At 73.7% G+C, this 25,445-nt stretch carries 27 protein-coding genes; 15 read left to right on the top strand and 12 right to left on the bottom strand.

Annotation, left to right across the window (positions count from 1 at the left end; all coding sequences use genetic code 11):
- Positions 1–15 precede the first annotated feature (15 nt).
- Genes MET2598_RS0115835 through MET2598_RS0115825 form a run of 3 tightly spaced genes read right to left on the bottom strand, consistent with a single transcriptional unit; the run spans position 16 to position 1,967 of the window.
- On the bottom strand, positions 16–489 hold the full coding sequence (locus tag MET2598_RS0115835; RefSeq protein WP_018261500.1) for a hypothetical protein: 474 nt from the start codon (positions 487–489) through the stop codon (positions 16–18).
- Positions 473–823, bottom strand: a complete 351-nt coding sequence (locus MET2598_RS0115830; RefSeq protein WP_018261499.1) for a rod-binding protein — start codon at positions 821–823, stop codon at positions 473–475. Before MET2598_RS0115830 ends, MET2598_RS0115835 begins: the two co-directional genes overlap by 17 nt.
- A 28-nt stretch (positions 824–851) precedes the next feature.
- On the bottom strand, positions 852–1,967 hold the full coding sequence (locus MET2598_RS0115825) for a flagellar basal body P-ring protein FlgI (protein WP_012333930.1): 1,116 nt from the start codon (positions 1,965–1,967) through the stop codon (positions 852–854).
- Between the two features lie 249 nt (positions 1,968–2,216).
- Between MET2598_RS0115825 and MET2598_RS0115820 the strand changes: the two genes are divergently transcribed.
- From MET2598_RS0115820 to MET2598_RS0115805, 4 genes are all read left to right on the top strand, one after another.
- Positions 2,217–2,633, top strand: a complete 417-nt coding sequence (locus MET2598_RS0115820) for a flagellar assembly protein FliX (RefSeq protein ID WP_012333931.1) — start codon at positions 2,217–2,219, stop codon at positions 2,631–2,633.
- Positions 2,634–2,690: 57 nt separating this feature from the next.
- On the top strand, positions 2,691–4,064 hold the full coding sequence (locus tag MET2598_RS0115815; RefSeq protein WP_012333932.1) for an MBOAT family O-acyltransferase: 1,374 nt from the start codon (positions 2,691–2,693) through the stop codon (positions 4,062–4,064).
- A gap of 181 nt (positions 4,065–4,245) precedes the next feature.
- Positions 4,246–4,665 carry an RNA polymerase-binding protein DksA gene (gene dksA / locus MET2598_RS0115810; protein ID WP_012333933.1) on the top strand — a complete coding sequence of 140 codons (420 nt, stop codon included), beginning with the start codon at positions 4,246–4,248 and terminating at the stop codon, positions 4,663–4,665.
- Positions 4,666–4,915: 250 nt separating this feature from the next.
- Entirely contained in the window at positions 4,916–5,308 is a 393-nt protein-coding gene (locus tag MET2598_RS0115805) for a GcrA family cell cycle regulator (RefSeq protein ID WP_036270822.1), read from the top strand.
- A gap of 130 nt (positions 5,309–5,438) precedes the next feature.
- Here the strand turns inward: MET2598_RS0115805 and flgH are convergent, their stop codons facing one another.
- Genes flgH through flgF form a run of 4 tightly spaced genes read right to left on the bottom strand, consistent with a single transcriptional unit; the run spans position 5,439 to position 8,798 of the window.
- Positions 5,439–6,179, bottom strand: a complete 741-nt coding sequence (gene flgH / locus MET2598_RS0115800) for a flagellar basal body L-ring protein FlgH (RefSeq protein ID WP_012333935.1) — start codon at positions 6,177–6,179, stop codon at positions 5,439–5,441.
- Positions 6,180–6,184: 5 nt separating this feature from the next.
- The gene (flgA, locus tag MET2598_RS0115795; protein WP_018261497.1) at positions 6,185–7,228 is read right to left on the bottom strand and encodes a flagellar basal body P-ring formation chaperone FlgA; all 1,044 of its coding nucleotides are present in this window, start codon (positions 7,226–7,228) and stop codon (positions 6,185–6,187) included.
- Positions 7,229–7,246: 18 nt separating this feature from the next.
- Complete coding sequence (flgG, locus tag MET2598_RS0115790) at positions 7,247–8,038, bottom strand: flagellar basal-body rod protein FlgG (protein WP_012333937.1); 792 nt, start codon at positions 8,036–8,038, stop codon at positions 7,247–7,249.
- A 13-nt stretch (positions 8,039–8,051) separates the two neighbouring features.
- Positions 8,052–8,798, bottom strand: a complete 747-nt coding sequence (gene flgF / locus MET2598_RS0115785) for a flagellar basal-body rod protein FlgF (RefSeq protein ID WP_018261496.1) — start codon at positions 8,796–8,798, stop codon at positions 8,052–8,054.
- Between the two features lie 264 nt (positions 8,799–9,062).
- Here flgF and fliL point away from each other — a divergent pair, with 264 nt between their 5' ends.
- From fliL to MET2598_RS0115760, 5 genes are all read left to right on the top strand, one after another.
- Positions 9,063–9,563, top strand: coding sequence for a flagellar basal body-associated protein FliL (gene fliL / locus MET2598_RS0115780; protein WP_012333939.1), 501 nt, complete (start codon positions 9,063–9,065; stop codon positions 9,561–9,563).
- A gap of 21 nt (positions 9,564–9,584) precedes the next feature.
- Positions 9,585–10,796: a flagellar motor switch protein FliM gene (fliM, locus tag MET2598_RS0115775; RefSeq protein ID WP_012333940.1), complete on the top strand. Its 1,212-nt coding sequence runs from the start codon at positions 9,585–9,587 to the stop codon at positions 10,794–10,796.
- A 35-nt stretch (positions 10,797–10,831) separates the two neighbouring features.
- Positions 10,832–11,323, top strand: coding sequence for a DUF6468 domain-containing protein (locus MET2598_RS0115770; protein WP_012333941.1), 492 nt, complete (start codon positions 10,832–10,834; stop codon positions 11,321–11,323).
- Positions 11,320–12,300 (top strand): MotE family protein, encoded by a 981-nt coding sequence (locus MET2598_RS0115765; protein ID WP_084673850.1) that lies wholly within the window; start codon positions 11,320–11,322, stop codon positions 12,298–12,300. Before MET2598_RS0115770 ends, MET2598_RS0115765 begins: the two co-directional genes overlap by 4 nt.
- A 173-nt stretch (positions 12,301–12,473) precedes the next feature.
- The gene (locus MET2598_RS0115760) at positions 12,474–14,570 is read left to right on the top strand and encodes a methyl-accepting chemotaxis protein (RefSeq protein WP_018261493.1); all 2,097 of its coding nucleotides are present in this window, start codon (positions 12,474–12,476) and stop codon (positions 14,568–14,570) included.
- Between the two features lie 15 nt (positions 14,571–14,585).
- Here MET2598_RS0115760 and MET2598_RS0115755 read toward each other — a convergent pair whose 3' ends face one another.
- Complete coding sequence (locus tag MET2598_RS0115755; RefSeq protein ID WP_236728726.1) at positions 14,586–17,042, bottom strand: type IA DNA topoisomerase; 2,457 nt, start codon at positions 17,040–17,042, stop codon at positions 14,586–14,588.
- Positions 17,043–17,241: 199 nt separating this feature from the next.
- On the opposite strand from MET2598_RS0115755, the gene MET2598_RS36600 reads away from it, so the two are divergent.
- Complete coding sequence (locus tag MET2598_RS36600; protein ID WP_026190754.1) at positions 17,242–17,658, top strand: hypothetical protein; 417 nt, start codon at positions 17,242–17,244, stop codon at positions 17,656–17,658.
- A 96-nt stretch (positions 17,659–17,754) separates the two neighbouring features.
- Here MET2598_RS36600 and MET2598_RS0115745 read toward each other — a convergent pair whose 3' ends face one another.
- Positions 17,755–17,967 (bottom strand): hypothetical protein, encoded by a 213-nt coding sequence (locus MET2598_RS0115745; RefSeq protein WP_012333946.1) that lies wholly within the window; start codon positions 17,965–17,967, stop codon positions 17,755–17,757.
- Between the two features lie 251 nt (positions 17,968–18,218).
- Between MET2598_RS0115745 and MET2598_RS0115740 the strand changes: the two genes are divergently transcribed.
- Positions 18,219–20,579, top strand: a complete 2,361-nt coding sequence (locus tag MET2598_RS0115740) for a putative bifunctional diguanylate cyclase/phosphodiesterase (RefSeq protein ID WP_036270820.1) — start codon at positions 18,219–18,221, stop codon at positions 20,577–20,579.
- Positions 20,580–20,597: 18 nt separating this feature from the next.
- On the opposite strand, the gene MET2598_RS0115735 is transcribed toward MET2598_RS0115740, so the two are convergent.
- Together MET2598_RS0115735 and MET2598_RS0115730 are read right to left on the bottom strand one after the other, a co-directional pair.
- Positions 20,598–21,539, bottom strand: coding sequence for a GNAT family N-acyltransferase (locus MET2598_RS0115735; protein WP_018261489.1), 942 nt, complete (start codon positions 21,537–21,539; stop codon positions 20,598–20,600).
- Positions 21,540–21,778: 239 nt separating this feature from the next.
- A complete protein-coding gene (locus MET2598_RS0115730) occupies positions 21,779–22,174 on the bottom strand; it encodes a hypothetical protein (protein ID WP_026190752.1) in 396 nt (131 codons plus the stop codon).
- Between the two features lie 269 nt (positions 22,175–22,443).
- Here MET2598_RS0115730 and rplU point away from each other — a divergent pair, with 269 nt between their 5' ends.
- The 4 genes from rplU to obgE all read left to right on the top strand — a co-directional run bounded on the left by rplU (position 22,444) and on the right by obgE (position 25,022).
- The gene (gene rplU, locus MET2598_RS0115725) at positions 22,444–22,761 is read left to right on the top strand and encodes a 50S ribosomal protein L21 (RefSeq protein ID WP_012333950.1); all 318 of its coding nucleotides are present in this window, start codon (positions 22,444–22,446) and stop codon (positions 22,759–22,761) included.
- Positions 22,762–22,810: 49 nt separating this feature from the next.
- The gene (gene rpmA, locus MET2598_RS0115720; protein WP_012333951.1) at positions 22,811–23,092 is read left to right on the top strand and encodes a 50S ribosomal protein L27; all 282 of its coding nucleotides are present in this window, start codon (positions 22,811–22,813) and stop codon (positions 23,090–23,092) included.
- A gap of 187 nt (positions 23,093–23,279) precedes the next feature.
- Positions 23,280–23,930: a GNAT family N-acetyltransferase gene (locus MET2598_RS0115715; RefSeq protein WP_018261487.1), complete on the top strand. Its 651-nt coding sequence runs from the start codon at positions 23,280–23,282 to the stop codon at positions 23,928–23,930.
- 60 nt (positions 23,931–23,990) lie between these two features.
- Positions 23,991–25,022, top strand: coding sequence for a GTPase ObgE (gene obgE, locus MET2598_RS0115710; protein ID WP_012333953.1), 1,032 nt, complete (start codon positions 23,991–23,993; stop codon positions 25,020–25,022).
- A 26-nt stretch (positions 25,023–25,048) separates the two neighbouring features.
- On the opposite strand, the gene MET2598_RS0115705 is transcribed toward obgE, so the two are convergent.
- Positions 25,049–25,441: a response regulator gene (locus tag MET2598_RS0115705; protein WP_026190751.1), complete on the bottom strand. Its 393-nt coding sequence runs from the start codon at positions 25,439–25,441 to the stop codon at positions 25,049–25,051.
- Positions 25,442–25,445: the final 4 nt, after the last annotated feature.

Genomic DNA, 25,445 nt, shown 5'->3' with positions numbered 1-25,445 from the left:
CGGACCGTCACGGCCCTACAGGCTGCGCGACAGGACCAGCGGCGTCGCCCGCGCCGGCCCATAGGGCGAGGGCATCGGCCGGGCGCGGCCGTAGCCCTGCGGCTGGTCCGCCCGGGCGAGATCCGCCGAGAGCGATTTCAGCAGCCCCTCGGAGACGCTGCGGGCCGTGGCGAGCACCGCCTGGTTGCGCTCCAGCACCGCCGCGAAGCGGCGATGCGCCTCGCGCAGCGCCGCGATCCCGGCCGGGGCGAAGCGCGCCAGCGCCACCGCATTCGCCTTCACCTCCTCCAGCCCGGTCAGGTAGGCGCCGGCCAGGGCCGCCTTCGCGGCCTCGCCCGCCAATCCCTCGCGCAGGCGGCCCGCGCGCACATGCGCGCTCTCCGCCTCCAGGGCGGCTTCGAGGGCGCTCATCCGGCCGAGCGTCTCGGCGACGAGGCGCTCGGCCGCGGCCGCATCCGCGACCCGCACGGGCTCAGGCCGCGGCGGCATTCCCCGCCTCCTGCATGCGCAGCATCTCGCGCATCACCTGGTCGCCGATGCCGACGCCGCCGCTCTTCACGACGCTCTGCGCGTATTCCTTGTTCAGCATCGAGCGGTAGACGCCGCCGCCGGTGCCGTTCTCGCCGAGCGGGCCGTCGGACCCGGTCGACCCGTTCAGCTTGTCGAGGGTCGTCTCCAGGAACATCGACTCGAAGTCCTGCGCGGTCTTCCTGATCTTGGCGGTTCCGCCGGTCGCGGTGCCGAGCGCGGCGCCGGCGACGCCCGCGAGGGCCCGGCCGGCGGCGATCGCCGTGGTGGCGGCGAGGGGAGCGAGGGGGAGCATGGCGGGAATCTCCTTTGCGGCGAGGCCGTCACATCACCTCGATGTCGGCCTGGAGGGCGCCCGAGGCCTTGATGGCCTGCAGGATCGAGATCAGGTCGCGCGGGCCGATGCCGAGCGCGTTGAGGCCGTCCACGAGCTCGCGCAGGCTCACGCCCTCCTTGACGAGGGCGAGCTTATTGCGGTCGCCGGTCTCGACCTTGATGGCGGTGCGCGGCACCACCACGGTCTGGCCCTGGGACAGGGGTTCGGGCTGGCTGACCTGCGGCTGCTCGGTGATCGTGACGGTGAGGTTGCCCTGCGCCACCGCCACCGTGGAGACGCGCACGTCGCGGCCCATCACGATGATGCCGGAGCGCTCGTCGATGACGACGCGGGCGGTCTGGTCGGGCTCGACCTTGAGCTGCTCAATCTCGGTGAGCAGCCGGATCATGTTGCCCTGGTAGCGCGGCGGCACCTGCAGGGTGACGGTGGAGGGGTCGGTGGGCTCGGCCGTATCGGCCCCCATGAAGTCGTTGATCGCCGCGGCGATCCGCTTCGAGGTGGTGAGGTCCGGGTTGCGCAGCGAGAGCCGCAGCGCCCGCTGCTGGCCGAGCTTGAACTCGATCTCGCGCTCGATCATCGCGCCGTTGGCGATGCGCCCGTTCGTCGGCACGCCGCGGGTGACCTTGGCGGCGTCGCCCTCGGCCTGGAACCCCGCGATGGCGAGCGACCCCTGCGCCAGGGCGTAGACCTCGCCGTCCGCGCCGAGGAGCGGCGTGACCAGGAGCGTGCCGCCCTGCAGGGACTTGGCGTCCCCCAGCGAGGAGACCGTGACGTCGATCCGTGTGCCCTGGGCGGCGAAGGGCGGCAGGTTCGCCGTCACCATGACGGCGGCGAGGTTCGCCGTGCGCATGGTGGCGCCGCGGGTATTGACCCCGAGCCGCTCCAGCATCGCCTGCACCGATTGCTTGGTGAAGGGCACGTTGTTGAGCGTGTCGCCGGTGCCGTTGAGCCCGACGACGATGCCGTAGCCGACGAGCTGGTTGGGGCGCACGCCCTCGATCGTGGCGAGATCCTTCACCCGCGACAGGGCGCGGGCCGGGCCCGCCGCCAGGGGCGCGGCGAGGCAGAGGAGGAGGATCGGAACGAGGCGGGAGAGACGCATCACGCATCCTGACGGAACGGCCGAGGATCCGGGTGCCAGGACCGTGCCAGCCGCCGCGTCCCGCGAAGTCTCTGAGAATCAAGGATGTTCCTGGCCGGCGAGCGGCCCGGCCGGCCCCGCGCGCCCGGCGGAATCGGCCGGCCCGGCAGCTTTTGCCGGTGCCTTTACGTTTCGTTCACCATGCTGGCGCAGGCTCCCCGTCGATCCCGGCCCTCGCGGAGGCGCTTCGGAGGAGCGCCAAGGAGCGTCATGCGCGTCGATCCCCGCATCGTGACCGCTGCCCCGGGCGGCGGCGTCAGGCGCCCGGCTGAGGGCCCGCAGGCATTCGCGGTCGCGCCCGAGGCCGCGCCGCGCGGCCCCACCAGCGCGGGCGGCGCCGCGACGCTGGCGGGGCTCGACGCGATCCTCACCCTCCAGAGCCAGCCCGACGATCCCGGCGAGCGCCGCCGCCGCAGCGCCCGGCGCGGCCACGACCTGCTCGACGCCCTCGACCGGCTCAAGGCGGCCCTGCTCGGCGGGCGGGTCAGCACCCAGGACCTGAAGGCGATCGCCGCGCGCCTCGCCGAGCGCGGCGGCGCGTCGGGCGATCCGCGCCTCGACGACCTGATCGGGCAGATCGAACTCAGGGCCGAGGTCGAGCTGGCCAAGCTCGGCCTCTCGGGCTGACCGCGTTGACGCCCCGGATCCGATCGCCCAGAAGGGCGCCCGCCCGGACCGGCCGCGATGCTGTTCAACTCCTTCCCGTTCCTCCTCGGCTTCCTGCCGCTGGCCCTGGCCCTGCACGCCCTGGTGCTGCGGTTGCGGCCCGGCTGGCGCCTGCCGTTGCTGGTCCTGCTGTCCTTCGCCTTCTACGGCTGGTGGGATCCGCGCTTCGTGCCCCTGCTCGCCGGCTCGATCGGCCTCAACTGGCTCGTGGCGCGTCGGGCCGGCCCGGGCGGGGGGCGCCGGGCGATCCCGGCGGCGATCGTCGCCAACCTCGCGCTCCTCGCCCTGTTCAAGTACGCGGGCTGGCTGACGGACCTCGCGAACCTCGTGCCGGGTCTCGACCTGACGCGGCCGAGCCTCGCCCTGCCGCTCGGCATCTCGTTCTTCACCTTCCACCACATCATGTACCTCGTCGACCTGCGGGCGGGCCGCGCCCCGCCGGTCGATCTCACCCGCTACGCCCTCTACCTCGCCTTCTTCCCGCAGGTGCTGGCGGGGCCGCTGGTGCGCTGGAGCGAGATCCTCCACCAATTCGACGCGCCCCCCTCGGCGGGCCCGGAGGCCGCCCCGCGGCTCGCCCGGGGGCTGATGCTGCTCTGCCTGGGCCTTGCCAAGAAGGTCTTCCTCGGCGATCCGCTCGCGGCCTACGCCAATCCGGTCTTCGAGGCGGCGGCGCAGGGCCAGGCCGTCGCGGTGGCGCAGGCCTGGCAGGCCACGCTCGCCTTCACGTTCCAGATCTACTTCGACTTCTCGGGCTACACCGACATGGCGCTCGGCCTCGCGCTCCTGTTCGGGATCGTCCTGCCGCAGAACTTCGACGCTCCCTACCGGGCGACCTCCCTGCGGGACTTCTGGCGGCGCTGGCACATGACCCTGTCGCGCTTCCTGCGCGACTACCTCTACGTGCCGCTCGGGGGCAACCGGCGCGGGCTCGCGGTGCAGCTCGGGGCGCTCCTCGCCACGATGACGCTCGGCGGCCTCTGGCACGGGGCGGGGCTCACCTTCGTGGCCTGGGGCGCGGCGCACGGGCTCGGGCTCGGCGCCGGGCTGCTGTGGCGGCGGGCCGGATGGCCCATGCCGGCTCTCCTCGGCTGGGCGCTGACCTTCGGCTTCGTGACGCTGACCTGGGTGCTGTTCCGCGCCCCCTCCTTCGACGCGGCGGTCGCGATCTACAAGGGGCTCGCCGGCTTCGGGCCGGCCGGGGAGGGGCTGAAGTGGCGCGCCTTCCTGCCGGCCCTGGTCGCGGCGCTCGCCGGGCCGACCGCCTGGGCGGCGGTGCACCGGATCCCGCCCCGGCCCGCCGCCGCCGCCGCCTTCGGCCTCCTGCTCGCCGCCGCGCTGCTGCGGATCGGCGACGAGGCGAACTACACCTTCATCTACTTCCAGTTCTGAGGGCAGCGGCCGCGCCGCGCCGGGCGGCGCGCCGCCGTGGCGCGCGGGCAGCAGGGGGGCGGGCCGGGGCGGTCCGAACCTCGCGTGACGAGGAAGCCACGTTGTCGGGCCATCCTGGCTCGATTATACGCCTGCACCGAACGGCGCCGGCCGCGTAAACTGCGATGTATCGAGGGGCGTGATGGCGAAGGTCGTGATCGAGGACGGTTATGCCCCCAGCGATGCCGAGCCTTTCATGAATGAACGGCAGCGCGAGTATTTCCGCCGTAAGTTGCTGAGCTGGAAGCAGGACATCCTGCGGGAGGCCCAGGACACCCTGGTCGCCCTGCAGACCGAGAACGAGAATCACCCGGACCTGACCGACCGCGCATCATCCGAGACCGATCGGGCGATCGAGCTCCGCGCCCGCGACCGGCAGCGCAAACTGATCGCCAAGATCGACGCGGCGCTCGCCCGGATCGAGGACGGCTCCTACGGCTATTGCGAGGAGACGGGCGAGCCGATCTCTCTCAAGCGCCTGGAGGCGCGGCCGATCGCGACCCTGTCCCTGGAGGCGCAGGAGCGCCACGAGCGCCGCGAGCGCGTCTACCGCGACGATTGATCCGAAATCCGACGGATTGCGTCGCGATACGGATGTCGGCGTCGCTCACGCGCCGCGCGGGCGTGTCATCCGCTGTCCGGACGTGATCGTCCGGGCAGCGTCTGACCGGGGCCTCCCATGTGGCGCGTCGCCGCGGACGCGCCGGTGCGGCGGCGCGCGATTCGCGGTGGATAGCCTTCGCCGCAGCGCGGCAGCCGCTGGTGTCGGGGCATCGGATCGTCAACATCTCGCTCGGCGAGTGATCGACGGGATGGCGATGTCGACCTGGACGGACGAGCGGATCGAGGAACTGAAGCGGCTCTGGAGCCAGAGCCTGACCGGCACCGAGATCGCCAAGCGCCTCGGGCTGAAGGACCGCAACGCGGTGATGGGCAAGATCCATCGGCTCGGTCTCGCCCGCAAGAACATCGCGGCGGAGGCGAATCCGCCCGCGAACGACACGCGGCCGGCCGAGCCCGAGATGCCGCTGCACCCGATCCTGCTGCTCAAGGAATGGTCCTGCCGCTTCCCGGTCGGCGATCCCCTCGGCAGCGAGTTCCGCTTCTGCGGCGCCAAGCGCCAGCCGGGCCTGCCCTATTGCGAGGCCCATGCGCGCATCGCCTACACGCCGGTCGAGCGCTCGCAGCGCGCGGCGCGGCGCTGAGCATTCCGCGCCGAACCGGTCACCGCTTCGGCGGCGAAGATGATGCGAGACCAAGGGACTTGAGCGGAATGGCCGGGGCCGTTCGGCTTGGGCGGCCGGCGGGGCGCGCCGCGGCCCCCGCCGAGCGGGTTCAGAAGGGCAGCATCACGTCGAGGAATTGCTGCCCGTAGCGGGGCTGCTGCACGTCGGTGATCTGGCCGCGACCGCCATAGGCGATGCGCGCCTCCGCGATCTTGGCCGAATCGATCGTGTTGTCCGATTCGATGTCCTCCGGGCGGATCACCCCGGCGACGACGAGTTCGCGCACCTCGAAATTGACCCGGATCTCCTGCTTGCCCTCGACCACGAGGTTGCCGTTCGGGAGCACCTGCGTGACGATCGCCGCCACGTTGGTGGTCACGGTCTCGGCCCGCTGGATCGAGCCCGCCCCGTCGTTGCTCATGGTGGACGCGGTGTCGAGCAGGTTCTTGGGATCGGCCGCGCCGATGAGCTTGGCGCTCTTCTCCAGCCCGAACGCGTTCGGGACGCCGAAAGCCTCGGTATTCGCCCGCGAGCGCTTGGTCTCGTTGTTGAGGTTGGCCTTGTCGGTGACGTTGACCTTCACGGTGACGAGATCGCCGACCTTGGCGGCGCGCTGATCCTTGAAGAAGGCGCGCGAGCCGGTGCGCCAGAGGGAGTTCGGCGCGTAGGAGACCGGTTGAACCTCCGGCATCGGCAGGCGCACCGGCTTGTAGCCGGCCTGGGCGGTCGGGTCCTCGATGGCCGAGAGGGGCGGCCGCGCGCCGATCTGGCTCAGCCGGTCGACCGTGTTGCAGGCCGAGAGGCCGGCCCCGAGCAGGCAGGCGAGGGCGAGGCGGGAGGCGAGGGGCATGGCGGTCACGGGCGGGCGGGGAACGCGGCGGCGAGGCTGGCGGGGCGCGGGGCGGGGCCGACGCTGACCCGGCCGGGGCCGACCACCGTGCCCTGCAGCACCTTCTTGGAGACGGGGTTGACGACCGAGACCGTCGCGCCGAGCGGACCGCCCTCGCGGGCCAGCCCGCGCAGGGCGAGGCTCACTCCCGGCCCGTCGTAGAGGATCGTCACCGCCTCGCCCCGCTGGACGAGGTCGGGCCGGGCGAGGTCGGCGCTCCGCAGGGGCTGACCGGGGGCGAGGGCGCGCTGGGCGACCTGGCCCACCAGGGACGCGGCGTCCGCCACGCCGTCGGGCGGCGCGGCGTCCCGGGGGCGCCGCTCCAGCATCACGTCCTGCGGCCCGACCGTCTCGCCCCGGGCCAGCGGCCGGGCGAGCACCGCGACCTCGACCATCTCGATGACCTGCCCGGACACCCGCAGGGAGGCTTGGCGCTCGCCCACGGTGACGAGGCCCGAGACGCGGCGGCTGCGCGGATCGTAGGTCACCTCCGCGGCGCGGGCCGGGGCGTCGAGATCCACCGGCACGGTCAGCACCGGCGCCTCGCCGTCGAAGGCCACCGAGAGGCTCGCCGCGTCGAGGCCCCGCAGGCGAGCCAGGGCCTCGCGCAGGGCGGCCTCGATCTCGGGGGCGGCGATGCGGCGCGCCGCCCGCTGCACGGTGACCTGGAGGCGGCCGCCGCTCTCCGGCGGCTCGACCCCGAGATGGGCCGCCGCCTCCATGATGCGGCGCACCTGGATCGTCCCGGTGGCGCCGAGGGCCGGCGCCCGGAACAGGGGCCGCTCCGCGAGCTCCGCGGGCGCGCCGGAGACGAGGTCGCCGAGGGTGATCACGTCGCGGCGGGCCGTGATGTCCCCCCGCAGCACCGGGCGCTCGGGCCCGGCCGCGAGCACCGGCAGGGTCAGGAAGCCGAGCGCGACGAGGGCGAGGGCCGTGCGGCCGAGGATGCCGGCGCTGAGCAGCGCGCAGGTCCTCGCGCGCACCGGCGGCTCATGGGGATCGAAGCTCATCTGGGCTGACCTCGGAGGCTACCCGCGGAACATCTGCGAGGTGGTGGAGAGCATCTGGTCGGCGGCGGTGACGACCTTCGAGTTCATCTCGTAGGCGCGCTGCGCGGCGATCAGGGACGAGATCTCGGTGACGGCGTTGACGTTCGCCTCCTCGAGGTAGCTCTGCTGGAGGCTCCCGAAGCCCTCGGTCCCGGGATTGCCCTGAATCGCCGGCCCGGAGGCCTGGGTCTCGATGAAGAGGTTGTCGCCGATCGATTCGAGCCCGACCTTGTTGACGAAGCGCGCGAGCTGGATCTGGCCGAGATTCTGCGGCGCGGTCTGGCCCGGCAGCGTGGCCTGCACCAGCCCCGAGGCGCTGATCGTCACGGCGGTGGCGTTGTTCGGCACCGTGATCGCCGGGTTGAGCAGGTAGCCGTCGCGGCTGACGATCTGGCCCTGCGCGTCGAGGTCGAACGAGCCGTCCCGCGTGTAGGCGGTGCGCCCGTCCGGCATCGTGATCTGGAACAGGCCCTCGCCGCGGATCGCGACGTCGTAGGTCTTCTCCGTGGAGGAGAGCGTGCCCTGGCTCATCACCCGGGCGGTCGAGGTGGTCTTGACGCCCGAGCCGAGGGCGAGGCCGGCGGGCAGCTGGTTGCCCTGGTCGGAGGTCGCCGTCCCGGCCCGGCGCAGGTTCTGGTAGAGCAGGTCCTGGAAATGCGCCTGCTGGCGCTTGTAGCCGGTGGTGCGCAGGTTCGCGATGTTGTTGGAGATGACCTGGACGTTGAGTTCCTGGGCCGCCATCCCGGTGGCGGCGGCGTAGAGGGCGCGCATCGCGGCTCACTCCTCAGGCGTTGCCGACATCGGCGAGGCGCTGGATGGCGCTGCCGCGCAGGGAATCCATGCGCGCGATCGTGTCGGCGACGAGCGCGTAGACGCGGTTGACCTCCATCATGCGGGTCATGGTGAGCACCGGGCTGACGTTGGAGCGTTCGAGGGCGCCGGGCTCGATCCGCGCCAGGGGGCCGGCGGGCCGCGGCGGCGCCGAGGCGGCGTAGAGGTTCGCCCCCGCATTGGTGAGCTGGCGCGGATCCGCGAAGGCCACGAGGCGGATCCGGCCCCGGTTGCCCTGGCTGGTCGAGACGGTGCCGTCCGCCCCGATCGCCAGCCCCGTCTCCTGCGGGTTGATCTGGATCGGCCCGCCCTCGCCGAGGACGAGGTTGCCGTCGCTCGTGACCAGCTGGCCCTGCGCGTTGAGCTCGAAGGCGCCGTTGCGGGTGTAGCGCTCGCCCTGCGGCGTCTGCACGGCGAAGAAGGCGTCGCCCCGGATCGCCGCGTTGAGCGGGTTGCCGGTCGACTCGATCGGCCCCTGCGAGAGGTCGAGGGGCGTGCCCGCGTCGATGACGTAGGACAGGCGCCGGTCCGGCATCCGGAAGGTCTCGGCCCGGGCCTTGGGCATCAGGTATTCCTGGAAATGCGTCGTGCGGCCCTTGAAGCCCGTCGTCGAGACGTTCGCCATGTTGTTGGCGATCACCTCGAGTTCGCGCCCGAGCGCCATCTGGGCCGAGAGACCGATCAACTGCGCGTTCTGCATCGTCCCTGCGCTCCGCGAACCCTTCCCCGCCGGGTCGGCAGGGAGAGGGGATCGCAGGGGCCGTGCCAGGTCGCGCCGGCGGGGAAAATCCTTGCGCGACAGCAGCTTGGACGAATGCCCGGCGCTCCCGGCCGCGAGCCGGGAGCGCCGGGCGGCAGCTTCGACCCGGCAGGATCTGCCGCCTTAACGGCGGATTAACCATGCTCCTTTACCGGTTGTGCCGCACGCCCCGCCGGTCGGGCGGGTTGCGGGACGCGGTCAGCCATGGCGAAGAAGCCGAAGAAGGCGCCCGAGGGCGAGGAGGGCGAGGAGGGCGGGGGCCCGGAGGCGAAGCGCGGGAAGACGCTCGCCCTGGTCGCGGGCGCGCTCGTCGTCCTGCTCCTGGCGGGCGGCGGCTACGGCTTCGTGAAGTACCGCGCCGGAAAGACCGAGGAGGTGGCCGAGGCCAAGCCCGCCATCACCTTCCTGGACGTGCGCGACCTCGTGATGAACCTCACCCCGGATGTCGGGCAGCCGAACGTGCGCTTCATCAAGCTGAAGGTCGCCCTGGAGGTCCACGACCCGAAGACGGCGGCCGAGATCCAGCCGCTGATGCCGCGCATCGAGGACGCCTTCCAGGTCTACATCCGCGAGATGCGCCCGGCCGATTTCGACGGCTCGATCGGCACCTACCGGTTGCGGGAGGAATTGCTGCGGCGCGTCAACGTCGCGGTCTACCCGGCCCGGGTGGACGCCGTGCTGTTCAAGGAATTCGTGATCCAGTAGCCGCGGGAAGGGACCAGCACCTTGGCCGGACCGGACGACGAGATCCTGGACGACGACTGGGCGGCGGCGCTCGCCGAGCAGAATGCCGGCGGCGACGCCTCCCTGGCGGAGGAATGGGGCGCGGCCCTCGCCGAGCAGGGCACGACCCTGTCGAGCGACATGGCGGCCGAATGGGCCAACATGATCGACGAGGGCGAGGCCGAGAACCTCCCCGAACTCGCCGGGAACGACCGGATCCTCAACCAGGAGGAGATTGACCAGGTCCTCGGCTTCTCGCTGAGGGAACTCTCGGCCTCGGGCGCGGGCGGCATCCGCGCGATCGTCGATTCGGGCGTCGTCTCCTACGAACGCCTGCCGATGCTGGAGATCATCTTCGACCGGATGATCCGGTTGTTGTCGACCTCCCTGCGCAACTTCTTCCAGGACAACGTCGAGGTCACGCTCGACAACATCACCTCGGTGCGCTTCGGCGACTACCTCAACGCGATTCCGCTACCGACGCTGCTCGGCGTGTTCAAGGCCGACCTGTGGGAGAATTCCGGCCTCGTCACGGTCGATTCGAACCTCGCCTACGCGACGCTCGACCTGCTGCTCGGCGGCAAGCGCGGCACGACGACGATCCGCCTCGACGGGCGGCCCTTCACCAGCATCGAGATGTCGCTGGTGCGGCGCATGCTGGAGATCATCCTCGGCGACCTCGAAGCCTCCTTCCAGCCCCTCTCGCCGGTGCGCTTCCAGATCGACCGGCTCGAATCGAACCCGCGCTTCGCCACCATCACCCGGCCGGCCAACGCCGCCATCCTGATCGACCTCAAGCTCGACATGGAGGGCCGCGGCGGCCTGCTGCAGATCCTGTTCCCCTACGCCACGATCGAGCCGATCCGCGACCTGCTGCTGCAGAGCTTCATGGGCGAGAAGCTCGGGCGGGACCACGTCTGGGAGGGGCACCTCGCCACCGAGATCTGGCAGGCCGAGGTCGAGGTGGAGGCGGTGCTCCACCAGATGACCCTGCCGCTCAAGCGCGTCCTCGCCCTCGAAGTGGGCGACACGATCCTGTTCGACGCCAAGCCCACGGACCTCATCACCCTGCGCTGCGGCGACTGGGCGCTGAGCCAGGGGCGGATCGGGCGGCTGGAGGACAGCATCGCGGTCCAGGTCACCCGCCCGCTCCGGCGCGCCCGCACCACCTTCGCGGCCTTCGAGGCCTCGATGAAGAACCAGAAGGACGGCTGACCCGTGTCCCACGCCCTCGCGCAAGCGGCTTCGCCATGACAGCCCTGGTCGGATTGCTGGCCGACGGGCTCGTCGCCGTGCTCCTCGTCGCGAGCATCGTCTCGTCGGTGACGCTGAGCCGCCGCATCGTGCGGCTCAAGGCCGACGAATCCGCCATGCGCCGCACCATCGGCGACCTCATGATCGCGACCGAATCGGCCGAGCGGGCCATCACCGGGCTTCGCGCGACGCTCGGCGCCTGCGAGCGCACCCTGGCCGAGCGCCTCACCGTGGCGGAGGCGACGACGGCGGGGCTCGCCGAGCAGGTCCGGGCCGGCGAGGAGGTGGTGGAGCGCATCGCCCGCATCGTCGCCCAGGCACGCCCGGCCGCGGCCGCGGCCGCGCCCGCCGTGATGTCCGCCGCCCCGGCCCGAGCGCCCGCCGCCCCGCCCGAGCCCTCGACCGCCGAGCGCCTCGGCGCCGCCGCCGCCGCCGCCCGCGCGCTCAGCGAGCGGGCCCTCAACCGCCTCCAGAGCCAGGCCGCATGAGCGGAACCCTGCGGCGGCTGGCCGCGCGGCTCGCCGGGACGCAGCCCACCCATCGCCCGTCCGGGCCAGAGGCCAGGCCCGCGGCCAAGCCGGAGGCCAGGCCCGCGGCTAAGCCGGAGGCCAGGCCAGGCGTCAAGCCAGACGTCAAGCCAGACGCCAAGCCCCGCGCCGGACGCGGGCGGCCCTCGCCCGGCAAGCTCGTCAAGAAGCCCTCCTGGCGGGGGCCGAGCCCGCGCCTGCGGCTCGTGGATGCGGTCGCGCTCGCGGCGGGCGGCCTGCTGATCCTCAAGCTCCTCAGCCTCGCGGCGGAGGACGGCCCGGCGCGCCGCACGGATTTCGCCCGCGTGCTCTCGCATGCCCGCGCGGGGGCCGAGCTGCCGGACCCCTCGGTGACCGGCTCGGTCGGGTCGATGGAGGAGGCCGAGCGGGAGACCAGGGAGGCGGGCAGGGAGCCGCCCGCGTCCCGGCCCGCCCCCAGGGCCGCGCCCGAGGGCGCCTCCAGCGAGCGGGCGATCCTCGAGAAGCTCGGCGCCCGCCGCGACGCGCTGCAGCAGCGCAACCGCGACCTCGACACCCGCGAGCAGCTCCTCGAGAACGCCGAGCGCCGGCTGGAGACGCGCATCCGCGACCTGAAATCCCTGGAGGACAAGGCCGAGGGCGCCGCCGTGGCCAAGCGCGGCGAGAGCGAGGCGGCGGGGTTGAAGCCCCTCGTCACCATGTACGAGACCATGAAGCCGAAGGAGGCGGCGCGCGTCTTCGACCGGCTCTCCCTCGACGTGCTGGTGCCGGTCGTGGTCGCGATGAACCCGCGCAAGATGGCCGAGGTGCTGGCGGTGATGCAGCCGGAGGCCGCCGAGAAGCTGACGGTCGCCCTGGCGATGCGCGCCCGCGGCGCCCCCGTCCCGCCGCCCGCGCCGAGCGCCGCCGCGCTGCCCCCGAACGAGTTGCCGGCGATCGAGCCTCCGCCCGGGCGGTGACGCCCCGGCCTCGCCGGACCGGCATCCCGGGGCCCGAGCGCTCCGGCTTCCGACGCGACCACGCGCTGCAGCCCGGATAGGCCTTTGGTCCAGATCGGAGGGCCACTTTCCTTAGGGAAGAATACAGACTTGCCGCCGATCATCCGGCGGATTCGAGCAATCGGGAGCTCCCCATGCGGTCCCTGTCGATCCGCGTCGTCGTCATGTCACTGTCGCTGGGGCTCGGGCTCGCCGCGGTCGCGCTCGCGGCGTTCCAGCTCGCCGGGCTGATCGACCGCAGGGAGGTCGCCGACCGGGTCGCGACCTACGTGGCGGCCGACCGGGCGCTCTTCCTCGGGCTGACCGGGACGCGCCTGGAGCGCGGTTACGGCTTCACCGCCCTGATGCAGGACCTCGAGACCGGTCGCTGGAACCGGGAGAAGTCGCTCGAGGCCCGGCCCGCCCTGGATCAGGCCGTCGCGCGGGCGGTGGGGGAGATGCGCCGCGTGGCGAGCCCCGCCCTGCGCGACAAGGGCGCCGAGATCGACGCGCTCTACGAGGAGTGGAAGCGGCTGCGCCCGTCCGTGACGGCGGCCTACGGCCAGGAGCTCCCGGCGCGCGATCCCGCGCTGGGCAAGCGGATGATGGAACTCGGAACCCGCCTCGTCACGCTCCTCGAAGCGGCCTCCGACGCCGTCGAGACCGAGATCCGCGCGCTGGATCCCGCGCTCTCGGGACATCTCGACGCGCGCATGACGACCTGGCTGGCCCGGACCTCGATCGGGCAGCACGCCTTCGTCACCAACAACCTGATGGCGGCGGGGCGGCCGGCCACGCCGGCCGAGGCGATCGAGCTCGGCCAGGCGGACACCCAGAACCGCAGCGCCTGGCAGCTCGTCGGCCGCATGATCAAGGCCGGCGGCTTCGAGGCCGCGGTGCGCGACGCCTACGCGCGCGCCCAGGACCTGAACTACGCCGGGAGCATGGCGCGGATGCGCGACTCCGCCACCGCCGCGGTGCATGACGGCCGCCCGATCCAGCTGCCGCGCCGGGAATGGGATATGAGCGTCTTCGAGGGCCAGGCCGCCATCGTCGACGTGGCGGTCGCCCTGCTGGACGCGGCCGTCGCCGAGGCCCAGGCCCGCTCGGCGCAGGCCGGCCGGGCGGTGTCCCTCTGCGCGGCGCTGATCGTCGCGCTGGTGCTCCTCACCGGGGCGGCGCTCGTGATCGTGCAGGTCAGGGTGGTGCGCGGCATCCTGAACCTGTCGGTCGCGATGCAGGACCTCGCGGCCGGGCGCATGGACGTCGAGGTGCCGGGGGCGGGACGCCGGGACGAGCTCGGCGCGATGGCGGCGGCCGTGCAGGTCTTCCGCACGAACCTGGTCCACGCCAGGGCGACGGAGGAGCAGGCCTCCCGCGAGCGCCTCTCGGCCCAGGAGCAGCGGCGGGCCGGCCGCCGCCAGCTGGCCGACGCCTTCGAGGCGGCGGTGAGCGGCATCATCACGGTCGTCTCCTCGTCGGCCGACGCGCTGCAGAGTGCCGCCGGCGCGATGACCAGCACCGCGGCCGAGACGGCGGACCGCTCCGCGCGGGTCGCGTCCTCGGCCGAGCGGGCCGCGTCCAACGTCGCGGCGGTGGCGGCCGCGACCGAGGAGCTCGGCGCCTCGGCCCAGGAGATCGGCCGGCAGGTCTCCGGCTCGGCGGATCTCGCCCGCGTGGCGGTCGGCGAGGCGGACCAGACCGCCTCGCTCGTCCACGAACTGAGCGGCGCGGTCGCCCGGATCGGCGACGTGGTGTCGATCATCTCCTCGATCGCGAGCCAGACCAACCTGCTGGCCTTGAACGCCACGATCGAGGCGGCGCGGGCCGGCGAGGCGGGGCGCGGCTTCGCCGTGGTCGCCGCCGAGGTGAAGGCCCTGGCCGACCAGACCGCCAAGGCCACCGACGAGATCGCCCGGCAGATTGGGCAGGTCCAGGGCGCGACCGGCAACGCCGTGGCGGCGATCGGCGGCATCGCGGCGCGGATCCGGGAGATCAGCGGCCTCGCGGTCGCCACCGCCTCGGCGGTCGAGGAGCAGGGCGCGGTCACGCAGGAGATCCTGCGCAACGTCACGCAGGCGGCGGACGGCGCGGGCGAGGTCAGGAACACCATCGCGGGCGTCGCGGGGGCGGCGGAGCGGACCGGCACCACCGCCGGCCAGGTGCTGTCCTCGGCCTCCGACCTCTCGCGCGAGGCGCAGCACCTCTCGGAGGAGGTGACGCGCTTCCTCTCGGGCCTGCGCGCCGCCTGAGCGCGCGGGCCCGGATCAGGCCGGCTCCCCGAGGGCGGTCCCCGCCGTCCGGGCGCGGGGTGAGCGCGCGGGCCTCCGTCGCGGGCGCCCCGCGCCGGGCCGGCGGGGGCCGGCGCGCTCCCGCGCCTCCGCGGGCGCCGGCCGGGCATGCGCGTCGAGGAAGGCCCGGCAGGCCGCGAACTCCGTCCGCGCCTCCTCGGGCAGGTCGGGCAGGCCCGCCTCCCGCGCGAGGGATTCGGCGTAGCGCAGCATGGCGGGCGTGGGCCGGCGCGGGGCGCCCGGCGCGGTCGGCTCCCGCTTCTCCGCGTGCGCGTCGAGGAAGCGCCGGCAGACCGCGGCGTCGCGCGCGACGCCGCGGGGCAGGGGCAGGTTCTTCCGGGCGGCGAGCGCCGTCGCGAAGGCCACCATCGCGTCGCTCGGCGGCCGCCCGGCCGGCGCGGCGGCCGGGCCCTCGACGGCGGCCCGTTCCAGCCCGGCCACTGCGGCGATCAGCGCGTCGAGGCGCGCCCGGGTCCGCTGCCGAAACGTCTCGGCCCGGCTCACCGCCTCGGCGCGCGTCGCGGCCCGGCCGATCTCGGCGAGGTCCGCCTCGAACACCGCGCGCCCGACCGGGTCGCCGTAGGCCGGGAAGACCCGCCGGACGGCGTCGATGAAGGCGAGGCCCGCCTCCGTCACGGTGATCGTGGGGTCGCGGCCCCTGGCGCCGCCCCCGCCCCGGTCGGCGCGGCCGGGGGTGTCGCGCCGGCGCCGCGGGGCGTTGCCCCCCGCACCGGCCCGCGCATCGGCGGGGAGAGCGCCGCCGAGGACGACGTAGCCGCTCTTCTCCAGCTTCGGCAGCACCGCGTCGCGGGTCGCGGCCGTCCCGAGGCCGCGGGGCTCGTTCGGGTTCGCCGGGTTCTCCAGGGCGCGCTTGAGCGCCGGATCCTCCACCTGGTCGATGAGCCGGCCCATCACCACCGGCAGCTCGCCGCGGGTGATCCGGCGCGGCGGCTCGGTCATCGCGCCCTCGACCCGCGCCTCGCCGGCGCGGGCCGCCTCGCCCGGTGCGACCGGCGGCAGGCGCCCGGCCGAGGGCTCGTCCTCCCGCTTCGCCTTGCCGGGCACGGGCTCCTCGTCCTCGGCCTCGGCGCCGTAGACCGCCCGCCAGCCGGGCGCGCGCACGACGCTGCCGGTCACCGCGAAGCGCTTGGGCCCGAGCGCGGTCGCGACCTCGGCCGAGACCGTGGTCCGGGCGTCGATCCCGTCCGGCAGGTGGGCGGCCAGGAAGGCCTTGGCCACCAGCTCCCAGAGCCGCCACGCCTCCGGCCCGACCTCGCCCGGCCGCGGCACCTTGCGCAGCGGCACGATGGCGTGGTGCTCGCCCGGATCCTTGACGTAGTGGCCGCGCGGACCGCGGCGGAGCACGACCGCCCCGGGCGCCGGGACGAGCCCGGCGAGGTCGGGCAGGCTCGCGCCGAGCGCCGCGAGCACGGCCGGCGCGTCGCCGCTCTGGCTCTCCGGCAAGTGCTCGGATTCGGTGCGCGGGTAGCTCAGGAAGCCGCGGTCGTAGAGGTCCTGGGCCAGGGAGGCGGTGCGCTGCGGGTCGAAGCCGAAGCTCTTGGCGCAGCGCCGGGCCAGGGTGTCCTTCGAGAACAGCCGCGGCGGCGGGCGCCGCACGTCCCGCTCGGCGACCGCGAGGGGCCCGGCCCAGCCGCGCGCCGCGGCCGCGATCGCCTCCGCCTCCTCGCGGGCGAAGATCCGCTCCTTCGGCGCGTGCCACAGCGTCAGCTCCGCCCCGCTCACCGTCGCGACCGGCAGCGCGACCCGGAAGAATTCCCGCGGCACGAAGTCCCGGATGCGCCGCTCCAGATCGGCCAGCAGCGCGAGGGTCGGCGTCTGCACGCCGCCGAAGCGCCAGGGCTCCCGGAAGGCCGCCGGGCGCAGGCGCAGCGACACCGCCCGGGTGCCGTTGAGTCCGAGATGCCAATCCTCGTAGCGGCGGCAGAGCGCCTCCTGGTAGGCGGCGTAGTCCCGCTCGCCCGAATCCGGGTCGCGCCCCAGGGCCGCGAAGGCGCGCCGGATCGAGACCTCGTCGAGGGCGCCGAGGCGCAGCCGGTCGACCCGGCCGCGATAGCCCAGGTGCTCCAGCACCTCCCAGGCGATCATCGAGCCCTCGCGGCCCGGATCGGTGGCGATGATCACCCGCTCGACCCCGTCGAGGGCCCGGCGGATCGCCGCGATCCGAGCGGCGTGCGAGGCCCCGGACCGGCTCTGCCCGCAGCAGAGCGGGATCTCGTCGACGGCGATCGGCAGGTCCTCGAACCGCCACGCCTTCCAGGCCGGCCTGATCTCGGCGGGTTCCTGCGCGGCGAGCAGGTGCCCCTCGGCGGCGATGCAGACCGTCGTCGGCGCGCGGAAGAAGCGCTGCAGCTCGCGCATCGCCGAGGGCTTCTCGAAGAAGAACAACGTCCTTCCGGCCTGGCCACGGGCCATGGCGCCAGATCCTCAGCGGCAGAATGCGAACGGATCAGGAACATATCGGCCGGGCGGGCGCCCGTCAACGCGGGTCCGCGCCGGCTCCCGGCGCATCGCCTCGGCGCCCCCCTGCCTCAGTCATCATCCCCAGCTTGCCCCCTCGAGGGCGGATGTCATCTTGGATGACGAGGGGAAACTTGCCGAGAGGACCAGTACCATGGATATACGGAACAGCGTTCTGGCCGCCGCAATCCTGACATTCGTGGGTGTTGGTCTTGCGGGTCAGGCGCGCGCGCAGGGCCTGCTGGTGGAGCCGCCGGGTCTTCCGGGCGTGGTGCTGCCGCGGCTGGCGCCGGGCGCGAATCCGCTGATCGACGGCTCCCTGGTCTTCCACGGGAATTACTGCGGCCCCGGCGACCGCGGCCCGGGCCGCCCTCCGGTCGACGCGCTCGACCGGGCCTGCATGCACCACGATGCCTGCACGCCGGCGGGGGGCGTGCCGTCCTGCGCCTGCAACGCCCGCCTGCAGCGGGAGGCCACCGCCGTGGCGCGCAGCCGGCGCCAGCCCGCGGACCTGCGCGACCTCGCCGCCCTCGTGGCCCAGGGCGCGGCCGCGATGCCCTGCAATCCCTGACCCGAGATCGTTCGCCGACGCATCACCGCTTCCGCGGCGGGCGTGAGCCGCGATCCTGATCCTCGGCGCAGCGGCGGACCGCGCTCCTGCCGGGCGTCACGGGGCGCGGCGGGGCGTCCCCTCCTGATCCCGCCGCGCCACCACGCGCAGCGCGGGGAAGGCGGGGCGGCGCTGCGCGGGCCACCCCGCGCGGCAGGCCGCGTTGTCGTTAGCCGGCCGATTCTCGCACGGCATGTAGGCGTCGAGCACGTCGACCGCGTACAGGATCCTGCGGACCGGCGTCGCGGCGCGGCGCCTGCCGCGGCTCATCCGGTGACCAGCCCCCCATTGTCTCGATCGCCCGCTCATCTCGCCCGCCTCGCCTGTCACGCCCGGTCGGTTGCCGGGTCACAACGATCTAGCCGCGGGATGCGATCCGGCGTGGTGCTCGGGCGCACGCGAGCGGACGCGGTCCCGCCCGGGCCGCGGATGGCGCGGCCGACGCGCGCGGCGCGTTAACGCCTCCGCAACGTGACCTAAGGGAAAGTCGCCGGGAGGGTGGCCGGCGACGGGTGCGCGGGGTGACGACGAGCCTTCAATCCCTGTCCGGGTCACAGGAGCTCAGGCTGCTCGGCCTCGCCGCGCTCCTCGCCCTGATGGCGACGGTCACGACCATCGACCTCCTGCAGCACGCGAAGGGCGGCGGCGGGCGGGCCCGGCGCGTGTGGCTCGCGACCGCCGCCGCGGCGGGCGGCTTCGCCCTCTGGGCGGCGCAGGTGGTCGCCCTCCTGGCCGACGACGCGGCGGTGCCGCTCGGCGCGGTGCCGGTCGTCCTGTCGCTGGCCGCCTCCGTCGTGACCCTCGCGGCCGCTCTCCGGCTGGCGCTCGATCCGCGCCCGGCCCTGCGGATGACCGGGGGCGCGCTCCTGGGCCTCGGCGTGCTGGCGCCGCACGATCTCGACCTGATCGGCGGGGCGACGTCCCTGGGCGACCTCGCGCGAGTCGGCGCCGGAGCCGGGGCGGCGGCGCTGATCGGTGCCCTCGGCATGCGGCTCGCCGCCGGGGAGGCGCCCGGGCGGCAGAGCGCGGGCAGCCTCGTCCTCGTCTGCGCCGGGCTCGCGCGCTACCTCGGGCAGCGCAACCTCGTTCATCAGGACCTGCCCCATCAGGGCCTCGCCGCGCTGTCCGACGACGGCATCGCTCCGGTGATCGGCGTCGCCAGCCTGATGCTGCTGGCCGTCGTCCTGGCGACCCTCGCGGTGGACCGGCAGGCGCGGCGCCGGCGCGAGCAGCAGGACCTCGCGCGCAGTCTCGCGGACGCCTCGATCGAGGGCATCGCCCTCTGCGACGGCGACCGGATCGTGACCGCGAATACCAGCCTCGCCGCCCTGCTCGGCTGCCCGGCCGAGCGCCTGCGCGGCCGCCGGCTCGGCGACCTGCTCGAGGGGGAGGGCCAGGCGCGCCTCGACGCGGCGGAGGGGCGCGCCGTCGCGGTGACCCTGGTGGGAGGGCGGGGCGAGCGCGTCGCCGCCGAGGCCGCGCTCCGCCCGATCACCGTCGCGGGGCGGCCCCACCGGGCCCTGGCGGTGCGCGACGTCACGGCGCGCCTCGAGGCGGAGCGGCACATCCAGTACCTCGTCCACCACGACGCCCTGACCGGCCTGCCGAACCGGGCGCGGTTCAACGAGCGGCTGGAGGGCGCGGTCGCGGAAGCCGCGCGCGGCGCGCGCGGTCTGGCGGTCCTCTGCCTCGACGTCGACTGCTTCAAGGAGGTGAACGACACCTGCGGCGAGGCGGCCGGCGACGCGGGCCTGCGCCTGATCGTGCGCTGGGTGGAGCGCGCCCTGGCGGAGGATCAGGTGCTGGCCCGCCTCGGCGCCGACGAGTTCGCCGTCCTGGCGCCGGGCCTGGAGCGGGAGCACGAGGTTTCCGGGCTCGCCGAGCGCGTCCTGGCCGCCTTGCGGCCCGAGATCTGGCGGGAGAGCGGGCTGCCCGCGCTCACCCTGAGCATCGGGGCGGCCCTGTTCCCGCGCGACGCCCAGGACGCGGCCGGCCTGATGAGCCGCGCCGAGGCCGCGCTGGCGGCCGTCAAGGCGCAGGGCGGGGACGGGTTCCGGATCTTCGAGGTCGGGCTCGGCGCCGAGCTGCGCGAGCGCCGCGGCCTCGAGCACGACCTCCGCCAGGCGGCGCGCAGGGGCGAGTTCGCGCTCGTCTACCAGCCCCAGATCGACGTCGCCTCCGGGCGGGTGGTGGGTTTCGAGGCGCTGCTGCGCTGGACCCATCCGGAGCGCGGGCAGGTCCCGCCGGACCGCTTCATCCCGATCGCCGAGGAGACCGGGTCGATCCTGGCGATCGGCGAGTGGGTGCTGCGCCAGGTCTGCCGCGAAGCCGCGGGCTGGGAGAGCCCGCTGCGGGTGGCCGTGAACGTCTCGCCGGTCCAGCTCCACCACCCGGACTTCGCGCAGGTGGTGCAGGAGGTGCTCCACGAGACCGGCCTCGACCCGGCGCGGCTGGAACTGGAGATCACCGAGACCGCCCTGGTGCGCGAGCCCGCCCGCGCCCTGGTCACCCTGCGGCGCCTGAAGGCGCTCGGCCTGCGGATCGCCATGGACGATTTCGGGACGGGCTACTCGTCCCTGTCGAACCTGCGGGTCTTCCCCTTCGACAAGATCAAGATCGACCGCTCGCTGGTCCGCGCCGTGGACGAGAACCGCGAGGCGGCGGCGATCCTGCGGGCGGTGCTGGGCCTCGGGCGCGGCCTCGGGCTCCCGGTCGTGGCCGAGGGAGTCGAGACCCTGGCCGAGCTCGCCTTCCTCGACACGGAGGCCTGCCAGGAGGCGCAGGGCTACCTGATCGGCAAGCCCCTGCCGATCGAGGCCTTCGGGGAGCTCACCCGGCTCGGCCCGGCGGCGCAGGCGCGCGGGGCCCGCGACGCCGCGTGATCCGCCGGCCCGCGCGGCTCAGGCCGCGTGGCGCTCCGCCCCGGCCCCGAAATGGCCGATGTAGCGGGGCGCGATCGCCGCGACCGGCAGCACCACGAATACGTCGGTCGTGCCGAATTGCCGGTCCACCACCGCGCCGTCCCCGAAGGTCGCGCCGAGCCGCAGGTAGCCCTTGATCAGCGGCGGCAGGGCCTGGAGCGCCGCCTTGGGGTCGACGGCCTCGCGGCTCAGCCGGTCCATCGCCACGTGCCGCTCCGGCAGGGCGCGCGCGCGCCAGCGCTCCGGCGCCCGGGCGAAGTAGTGCAGGAAGCTCAGCGGCAGGGCGAGCCGGTCCGGATCGGTGCCGTCGAGGCTCGCGCAGCCCAGCATCGCGTCGACGCGGTGGTGCAGGACGTAGGTCCAGATCCCGTGCCACAGGAGCTCCACCGTCCGCTTGGTCCGGTAGGGCTTGAGCACGCAGGAGCGGCCGAGTTCGAGGAAGCGCAGGCCCGGATTCGCGCTCAGGACCGGCGCGATGTCGTACTCGCCGGCCGTGTAGAAGCCGAAATGCCGCTCGGCCTGGTCCTGACGCAGCAGCCGGTAGGTGCCCACCACCCGCGGCCGCGGCTTGCGGAACGGCTTCGCCTCGGTCGCCGCGTGGTCGATCACCAGCAGGTGGTCGCAGACCGCGTCGTACTCGTCCGCGTCCCGCCGCTTGAGGCCGGCGAGCCCGCTCGGCAGCGCCGACATCTCCTCGTAGAACACGCAGTAGCGCAGGCGCTGGGCCCGGCGGACATCCTTCGGCCGGGTGGCGAGCCGCACCTCCAGCGTGCCGATCCGGCCCAGCACCGGGTCGAGCCCGTGGGTGGGAAGCCGCTTCAGCGGCGGGAACAGCCGCGAGGGCGCCACCACGCCGCGCAGGTCGATGCCCGGCCGCCCCTCGCCCATGCCGGCCCGCCGCATGAGGCGCGCGAGGGGCATTCGGGCATCGCGCGGGTCCGGCCGCGGGCCGGGGGAGAGGAAGGCAACCATGGTCGTGATGTCCCGTGCGGCTCGATCCGGCGGCGGCCGGGCGCCGCGCCGCCTTGAGGCGTGACAACAACACGAAGCGCGCACGGTTTTGTGACACAGGAACGCAAGCGCGGACAATTGCTTGCGTGATTGCGCCGGGAGGCGCCGCGGGGCCGCCCCGGCGGCCCCGGACCTTAGCCGCCGAAGGGTCAGATGAACTGGCTGAGACCCGGCACCGCCCCGACGATCGGGCCGATCACGTCCTCGCCCGCCTTCTCGCGCCCGTAGGCGAAGAGTTCGCGCCCGAGCGGCTGCATCTGGCCCATCGAGACGCCCTCCGCCATCAGCTTCTGGCCGAGCGCCATCACGCCCCCGCCCATCATCCCGCCGAGCATGCCCATCAGGCCGCCGCCGCCCTGGCCGGGGCCGCCGTCGCCCGCCTGGGCCACCGCGCCGTCCGCGCCCGGGATCGCCGCGATCAGCTGGTTGACCTCGTCGGTCGGCCCCTCCTTCTGCAGGAAGGTGAGGATGAGCCCGATCGCCGTCTGGGCCGTGGTCGCGTCCAGTCCCGTGGCCTGCGTCACCCGTGCAACAAGCTCTTCCATCATCGTCTCCTGACACCGTCGAGAGGTCATCGGCGAAGCGTCCCCGGAAATCAACCGCGCGACGGGGAGGCGCAAACCCGGACCAGGACGGCCGGAAACCCGTTGACAGCGCGAGCGCCGCACCGCTAGTAAGCCACCCTTGGCGCGCGGACCGTCCGGTCCGCGCGCCGTCGCGTTCGGCGGCCCTCGCAGGCGGACCGAGCGTCAACTGCCAAGAAGACGGTGCCCGGTCGCGTGCCGGAGCCCGGATGGAACACGAGACCAGAACGATGTTCGCAGTGATCAAGACGGGCGGCAAGCAGTACCGCGTTGCCGCCAACGACGTCATCACGATCGGCAAGCTCGAGGGCGATGCCGGGACGGCGGTGACCTTCGGCGAGGTGCTCCTCTACGCCGACGGCGACGGCGCCACCAAGGTGGGCGCGCCGACCGTGGCGGGGGTGAGCGTCGCGGGCGAGATCGTCGCGCAGACGCGCGGCCCCAAGGTCATCGCCTTCAAGAAGCGCCGCCGGCAGAACTCGCGCCGCAAGCGCGGTCACCGCCAGGACTTCACCGTGGTGCGCGTCACGGGCATCAGCGCCGCCTGATCCGGGCCGGACGCGAGACAGCCCTTCAGAGAGATTCAGGAGTAGCCCGATGGCTCACAAGAAAGCAGGCGGTTCGTCCCGCAACGGCCGCGATTCCGAAGGCCGCCGCCTCGGCGTGAAGAAGTTCGGCAACGAGGCCGTGATCGCCGGCAACATCATCGTGCGTCAGCGCGGCACGCGCTGGCATCCCGGCACCAATGTCGGAATCGGCCGCGACCATACCCTCTTCGCGCTCACCGACGGCCGGGTTCAGTTTGCCACCAAACAAGGCCGAGCTTACGTAACGGTCGTCCCGGCCCAGGATGCCCCGGCCCGCGAGGCCGCCGAATAAACCGACGGAGCCAGTGACGAAGGAGCTCCGCCGGTGTCCCCACCGACCCGGCGGATCCTCGATCCTGGCCCTCAAAGGCCGCGCTTCGATCGAGACCCGGGGGAGGGTGGGGCACCACTCTCCCCTTCGTCGTTCTCGTGGCCGCGTGAGGGCGCCTCGCCCTTCCCGGTCGGATCGGAGTCAGGCGATGTTCCCCGACCTCACCCGCGACGACGTGTTTCGGCTTGAGACCCGCAGGCTCTGGCTGCGCTGGCCGCGCCAGGCCGACGCCCAAGCCATCGTGCGTCTCGCCGGGGAGAAAGCCGTCGCCGAGATGACGGCCGGGATTCCGCATCCCCTGGCGCCGGCCGACGCGGAGGCGTTCATCCTGCGGGCGCGGCGGGACAATGCGGAGGGGCGGGCGCTCACCATGGCGATCACGCCCCGGCGCCAGCCGCAGGCGCTGATCGGGATGGTGGGGATCGAGCCCGACCACGACCAGGCGGGACCGCATCTCGGCTACTGGATCGGCCCGCCGCACTGGGGCCAGGGCCTCGCCACCGAGGCGGCCCGGGCGATGATCGACGCCTTCTTCGCCTATACCGAGGGGGAGGAGCTGACCTCCTCCGCCCGGGTGATCAACCCGGCCTCCCGGCGGGTCCTGGAGAAGTGCGGCTTCGCGGCGGTGGGCTCGGGGCTGCGGCCCTTCCCGGCCCGGGGCGGCGTGTTCCCGGTCGACCATTTCCGGCTCGACCGCCGGGCCTGGGACAGCCTCAAGACCTGGCACGCCTCCGGGCTGATCTTCGACCGGCATCGGGCGGCGGAGCCGCTCGGGGCGGAGCCGTGCCTGGAGGCGTGACGAGACCGGCCGGGGGCACGCCCCCGGCCCCTGCGCGTTGACGGTCAGGAGGACGAGGCCGTGAAGTTCCTCGACGAAGCCAAGGTCTACGTGCGCTCCGGCGACGGCGGGGCCGGCTGCGTGTCGTTCCGGCGCGAGAAGTTCATCGAGTTCGGCGGGCCCGACGGGGGCGACGGCGGGCGCGGCGGCGATGTCTGGGCCGAGTGCGTCGAGGGACTCAACACCCTGATCGACTACCGCTACCAGCAGCATTTCAAGGCCAAGAAGGGCGAGCACGGCTCGGGCCGCAACCGGGCCGGCGCCAAGGGCGGCGACGTGGTGCTGAAGGTTCCGGCCGGCACCCAGATCCTCGCCGAGGACCGCGAGACCCTGGTGGCCGACCTGACGCGGGTGGGCCAGCGCGTACTGCTCGCCCGCGGCGGCAATGGCGGCTTCGGCAACGCCTACTTCACCACCTCGACCAACCGGGCGCCCCGCCACGCCAATCCGGGCCAGGAGGGCCAGGAGCACTGGCTCTGGCTGCGGCTCAAGCTCATCGCGGATGCGGGCCTGGTCGGGCTGCCGAATGCCGGCAAGTCGACCTTCCTCGCCACCGTGACGGCGGCCAAGCCGAAGATCGCCGATTACCCCTTCACCACCCTGCATCCGGGTCTCGGAGTGGTGCGGGTCGACACGCGCGAATTCGTGCTCGCCGACATTCCGGGCCTGATCGAGGGCGCGCACGAGGGCGTGGGCCTCGGCGACCGCTTCCTCGCCCACGTGGAGCGCTGCCGGGTCCTGCTCCACCTCGTCGAGGGGACGAGCGAGGATGCGGGCGCCGCCTACCGCCTCGTGCGGGCGGAGCTGGAGGCCTACGGCCACGGCCTCGCCGACAAGCCCGAGATCGTCGCCCTCTCGAAGGCCGACATCCTCGATCCGGAGAGGCTGGAGGCCCAGGTCGCCAGCCTGGAGGCGGCCTGCGGCCGGCGGCCGCTCGTGATCTCGGCCGCGACGCGCCGGGGCGTGCCGGAGGCCCTGCGCGCCCTCCTCGCCGCGATGGACCGGGCCCAGGCCGAGGCCGCGCCGGAGAAGGCGGAGGCGTGGCAGCCGTGAGAGGCTGATCATCCGCCGCGGCCGGCTCAGCAGGGCTTCTGGCCGCCCGCGCTCGCGAAGGCGTCGAGGAGCTGCTCCATCAGGTAGGGCTTGGGCACGAATTGCCCGGAATCCGGCACGTCCTCGTTCGAGGGGCGGATCCGGCCCGAGGTGATGACCAGCCGCACGTGCGGCCGCATCTCGGCGACGCGCTGGGCGAGGGCGAAGCCGTCCATCGAGCCCGGCATGTCCACGTCGGTGAACAGCGCGCCGATATCGTCGCGCTGCGCGAGGATCGCCATGGCCTCGTCGGCGTCGGAGGCTTCCAGCACGACGAAGCCGGCCTCCTCCAGCATCTCGGTCGCCATCATCCGCACCAAGCCCTCGTCCTCGACCACGAGGACCACCGTCGGGGAGGGGGGAGCGGGCGTGCGGGACATCGGC

It is taken from the genome of Methylobacterium sp. WSM2598, assembly GCF_000379105.1.
In the GTDB taxonomy this organism is placed as follows: Bacteria; Pseudomonadota; Alphaproteobacteria; order Rhizobiales; family Beijerinckiaceae; genus Methylobacterium.
The sequence above is the reverse complement of the archived record's forward strand: the minus strand, read 5'-3'. Positions and strand labels throughout refer to the sequence as shown.

Coding starts and splice junctions, on each gene's coding strand:
- dksA (WP_012333933.1), top strand. CDS start 4,246: ATGGCGAAGGTCGTGATCGAGGACGGTTATGCCCCCAGCGATGCCGAG.
- MET2598_RS0115835 (WP_018261500.1), bottom strand. CDS start 489: ATGCCGCCGCGGCCTGAGCCCGTGCGGGTCGCGGATGCGGCCGCGGCC.
- MET2598_RS0115815 (WP_012333932.1), top strand. CDS start 2,691: ATGCTGTTCAACTCCTTCCCGTTCCTCCTCGGCTTCCTGCCGCTGGCC.
- MET2598_RS0115735 (WP_018261489.1), bottom strand. CDS start 21,539: ATGCCCCTCGCGCGCCTCATGCGGCGGGCCGGCATGGGCGAGGGGCGG.
- rpmA (WP_012333951.1), top strand. CDS start 22,811: ATGGCTCACAAGAAAGCAGGCGGTTCGTCCCGCAACGGCCGCGATTCC.
- MET2598_RS0115730 (WP_026190752.1), bottom strand. CDS start 22,174: ATGGAAGAGCTTGTTGCACGGGTGACGCAGGCCACGGGACTGGACGCG.
- MET2598_RS0115825 (WP_012333930.1), bottom strand. CDS start 1,967: ATGCGTCTCTCCCGCCTCGTTCCGATCCTCCTCCTCTGCCTCGCCGCG.
- flgH (WP_012333935.1), bottom strand. CDS start 6,179: ATGCCCCTCGCCTCCCGCCTCGCCCTCGCCTGCCTGCTCGGGGCCGGC.
- flgG (WP_012333937.1), bottom strand. CDS start 8,038: ATGCGCGCCCTCTACGCCGCCGCCACCGGGATGGCGGCCCAGGAACTC.
- MET2598_RS0115705 (WP_026190751.1), bottom strand. CDS start 25,441: ATGTCCCGCACGCCCGCTCCCCCCTCCCCGACGGTGGTCCTCGTGGTC.
- MET2598_RS0115755 (WP_236728726.1), bottom strand. CDS start 17,042: ATGGCCCGTGGCCAGGCCGGAAGGACGTTGTTCTTCTTCGAGAAGCCC.
- flgF (WP_018261496.1), bottom strand. CDS start 8,798: ATGCAGAACGCGCAGTTGATCGGTCTCTCGGCCCAGATGGCGCTCGGG.
- MET2598_RS0115715 (WP_018261487.1), top strand. CDS start 23,280: ATGTTCCCCGACCTCACCCGCGACGACGTGTTTCGGCTTGAGACCCGC.
- MET2598_RS0115745 (WP_012333946.1), bottom strand. CDS start 17,967: ATGAGCCGCGGCAGGCGCCGCGCCGCGACGCCGGTCCGCAGGATCCTG.
- fliL (WP_012333939.1), top strand. CDS start 9,063: ATGGCGAAGAAGCCGAAGAAGGCGCCCGAGGGCGAGGAGGGCGAGGAG.
- MET2598_RS36600 (WP_026190754.1), top strand. CDS start 17,242: ATGGATATACGGAACAGCGTTCTGGCCGCCGCAATCCTGACATTCGTG.
- rplU (WP_012333950.1), top strand. CDS start 22,444: ATGTTCGCAGTGATCAAGACGGGCGGCAAGCAGTACCGCGTTGCCGCC.
- MET2598_RS0115760 (WP_018261493.1), top strand. CDS start 12,474: ATGCGGTCCCTGTCGATCCGCGTCGTCGTCATGTCACTGTCGCTGGGG.
- MET2598_RS0115830 (WP_018261499.1), bottom strand. CDS start 823: ATGCTCCCCCTCGCTCCCCTCGCCGCCACCACGGCGATCGCCGCCGGC.
- MET2598_RS0115820 (WP_012333931.1), top strand. CDS start 2,217: ATGCGCGTCGATCCCCGCATCGTGACCGCTGCCCCGGGCGGCGGCGTC.
- flgA (WP_018261497.1), bottom strand. CDS start 7,228: ATGAGCTTCGATCCCCATGAGCCGCCGGTGCGCGCGAGGACCTGCGCG.
- MET2598_RS0115765 (WP_084673850.1), top strand. CDS start 11,320: ATGAGCGGAACCCTGCGGCGGCTGGCCGCGCGGCTCGCCGGGACGCAG.
- MET2598_RS0115805 (WP_036270822.1), top strand. CDS start 4,916: ATGGCGATGTCGACCTGGACGGACGAGCGGATCGAGGAACTGAAGCGG.
- MET2598_RS0115770 (WP_012333941.1), top strand. CDS start 10,832: ATGACAGCCCTGGTCGGATTGCTGGCCGACGGGCTCGTCGCCGTGCTC.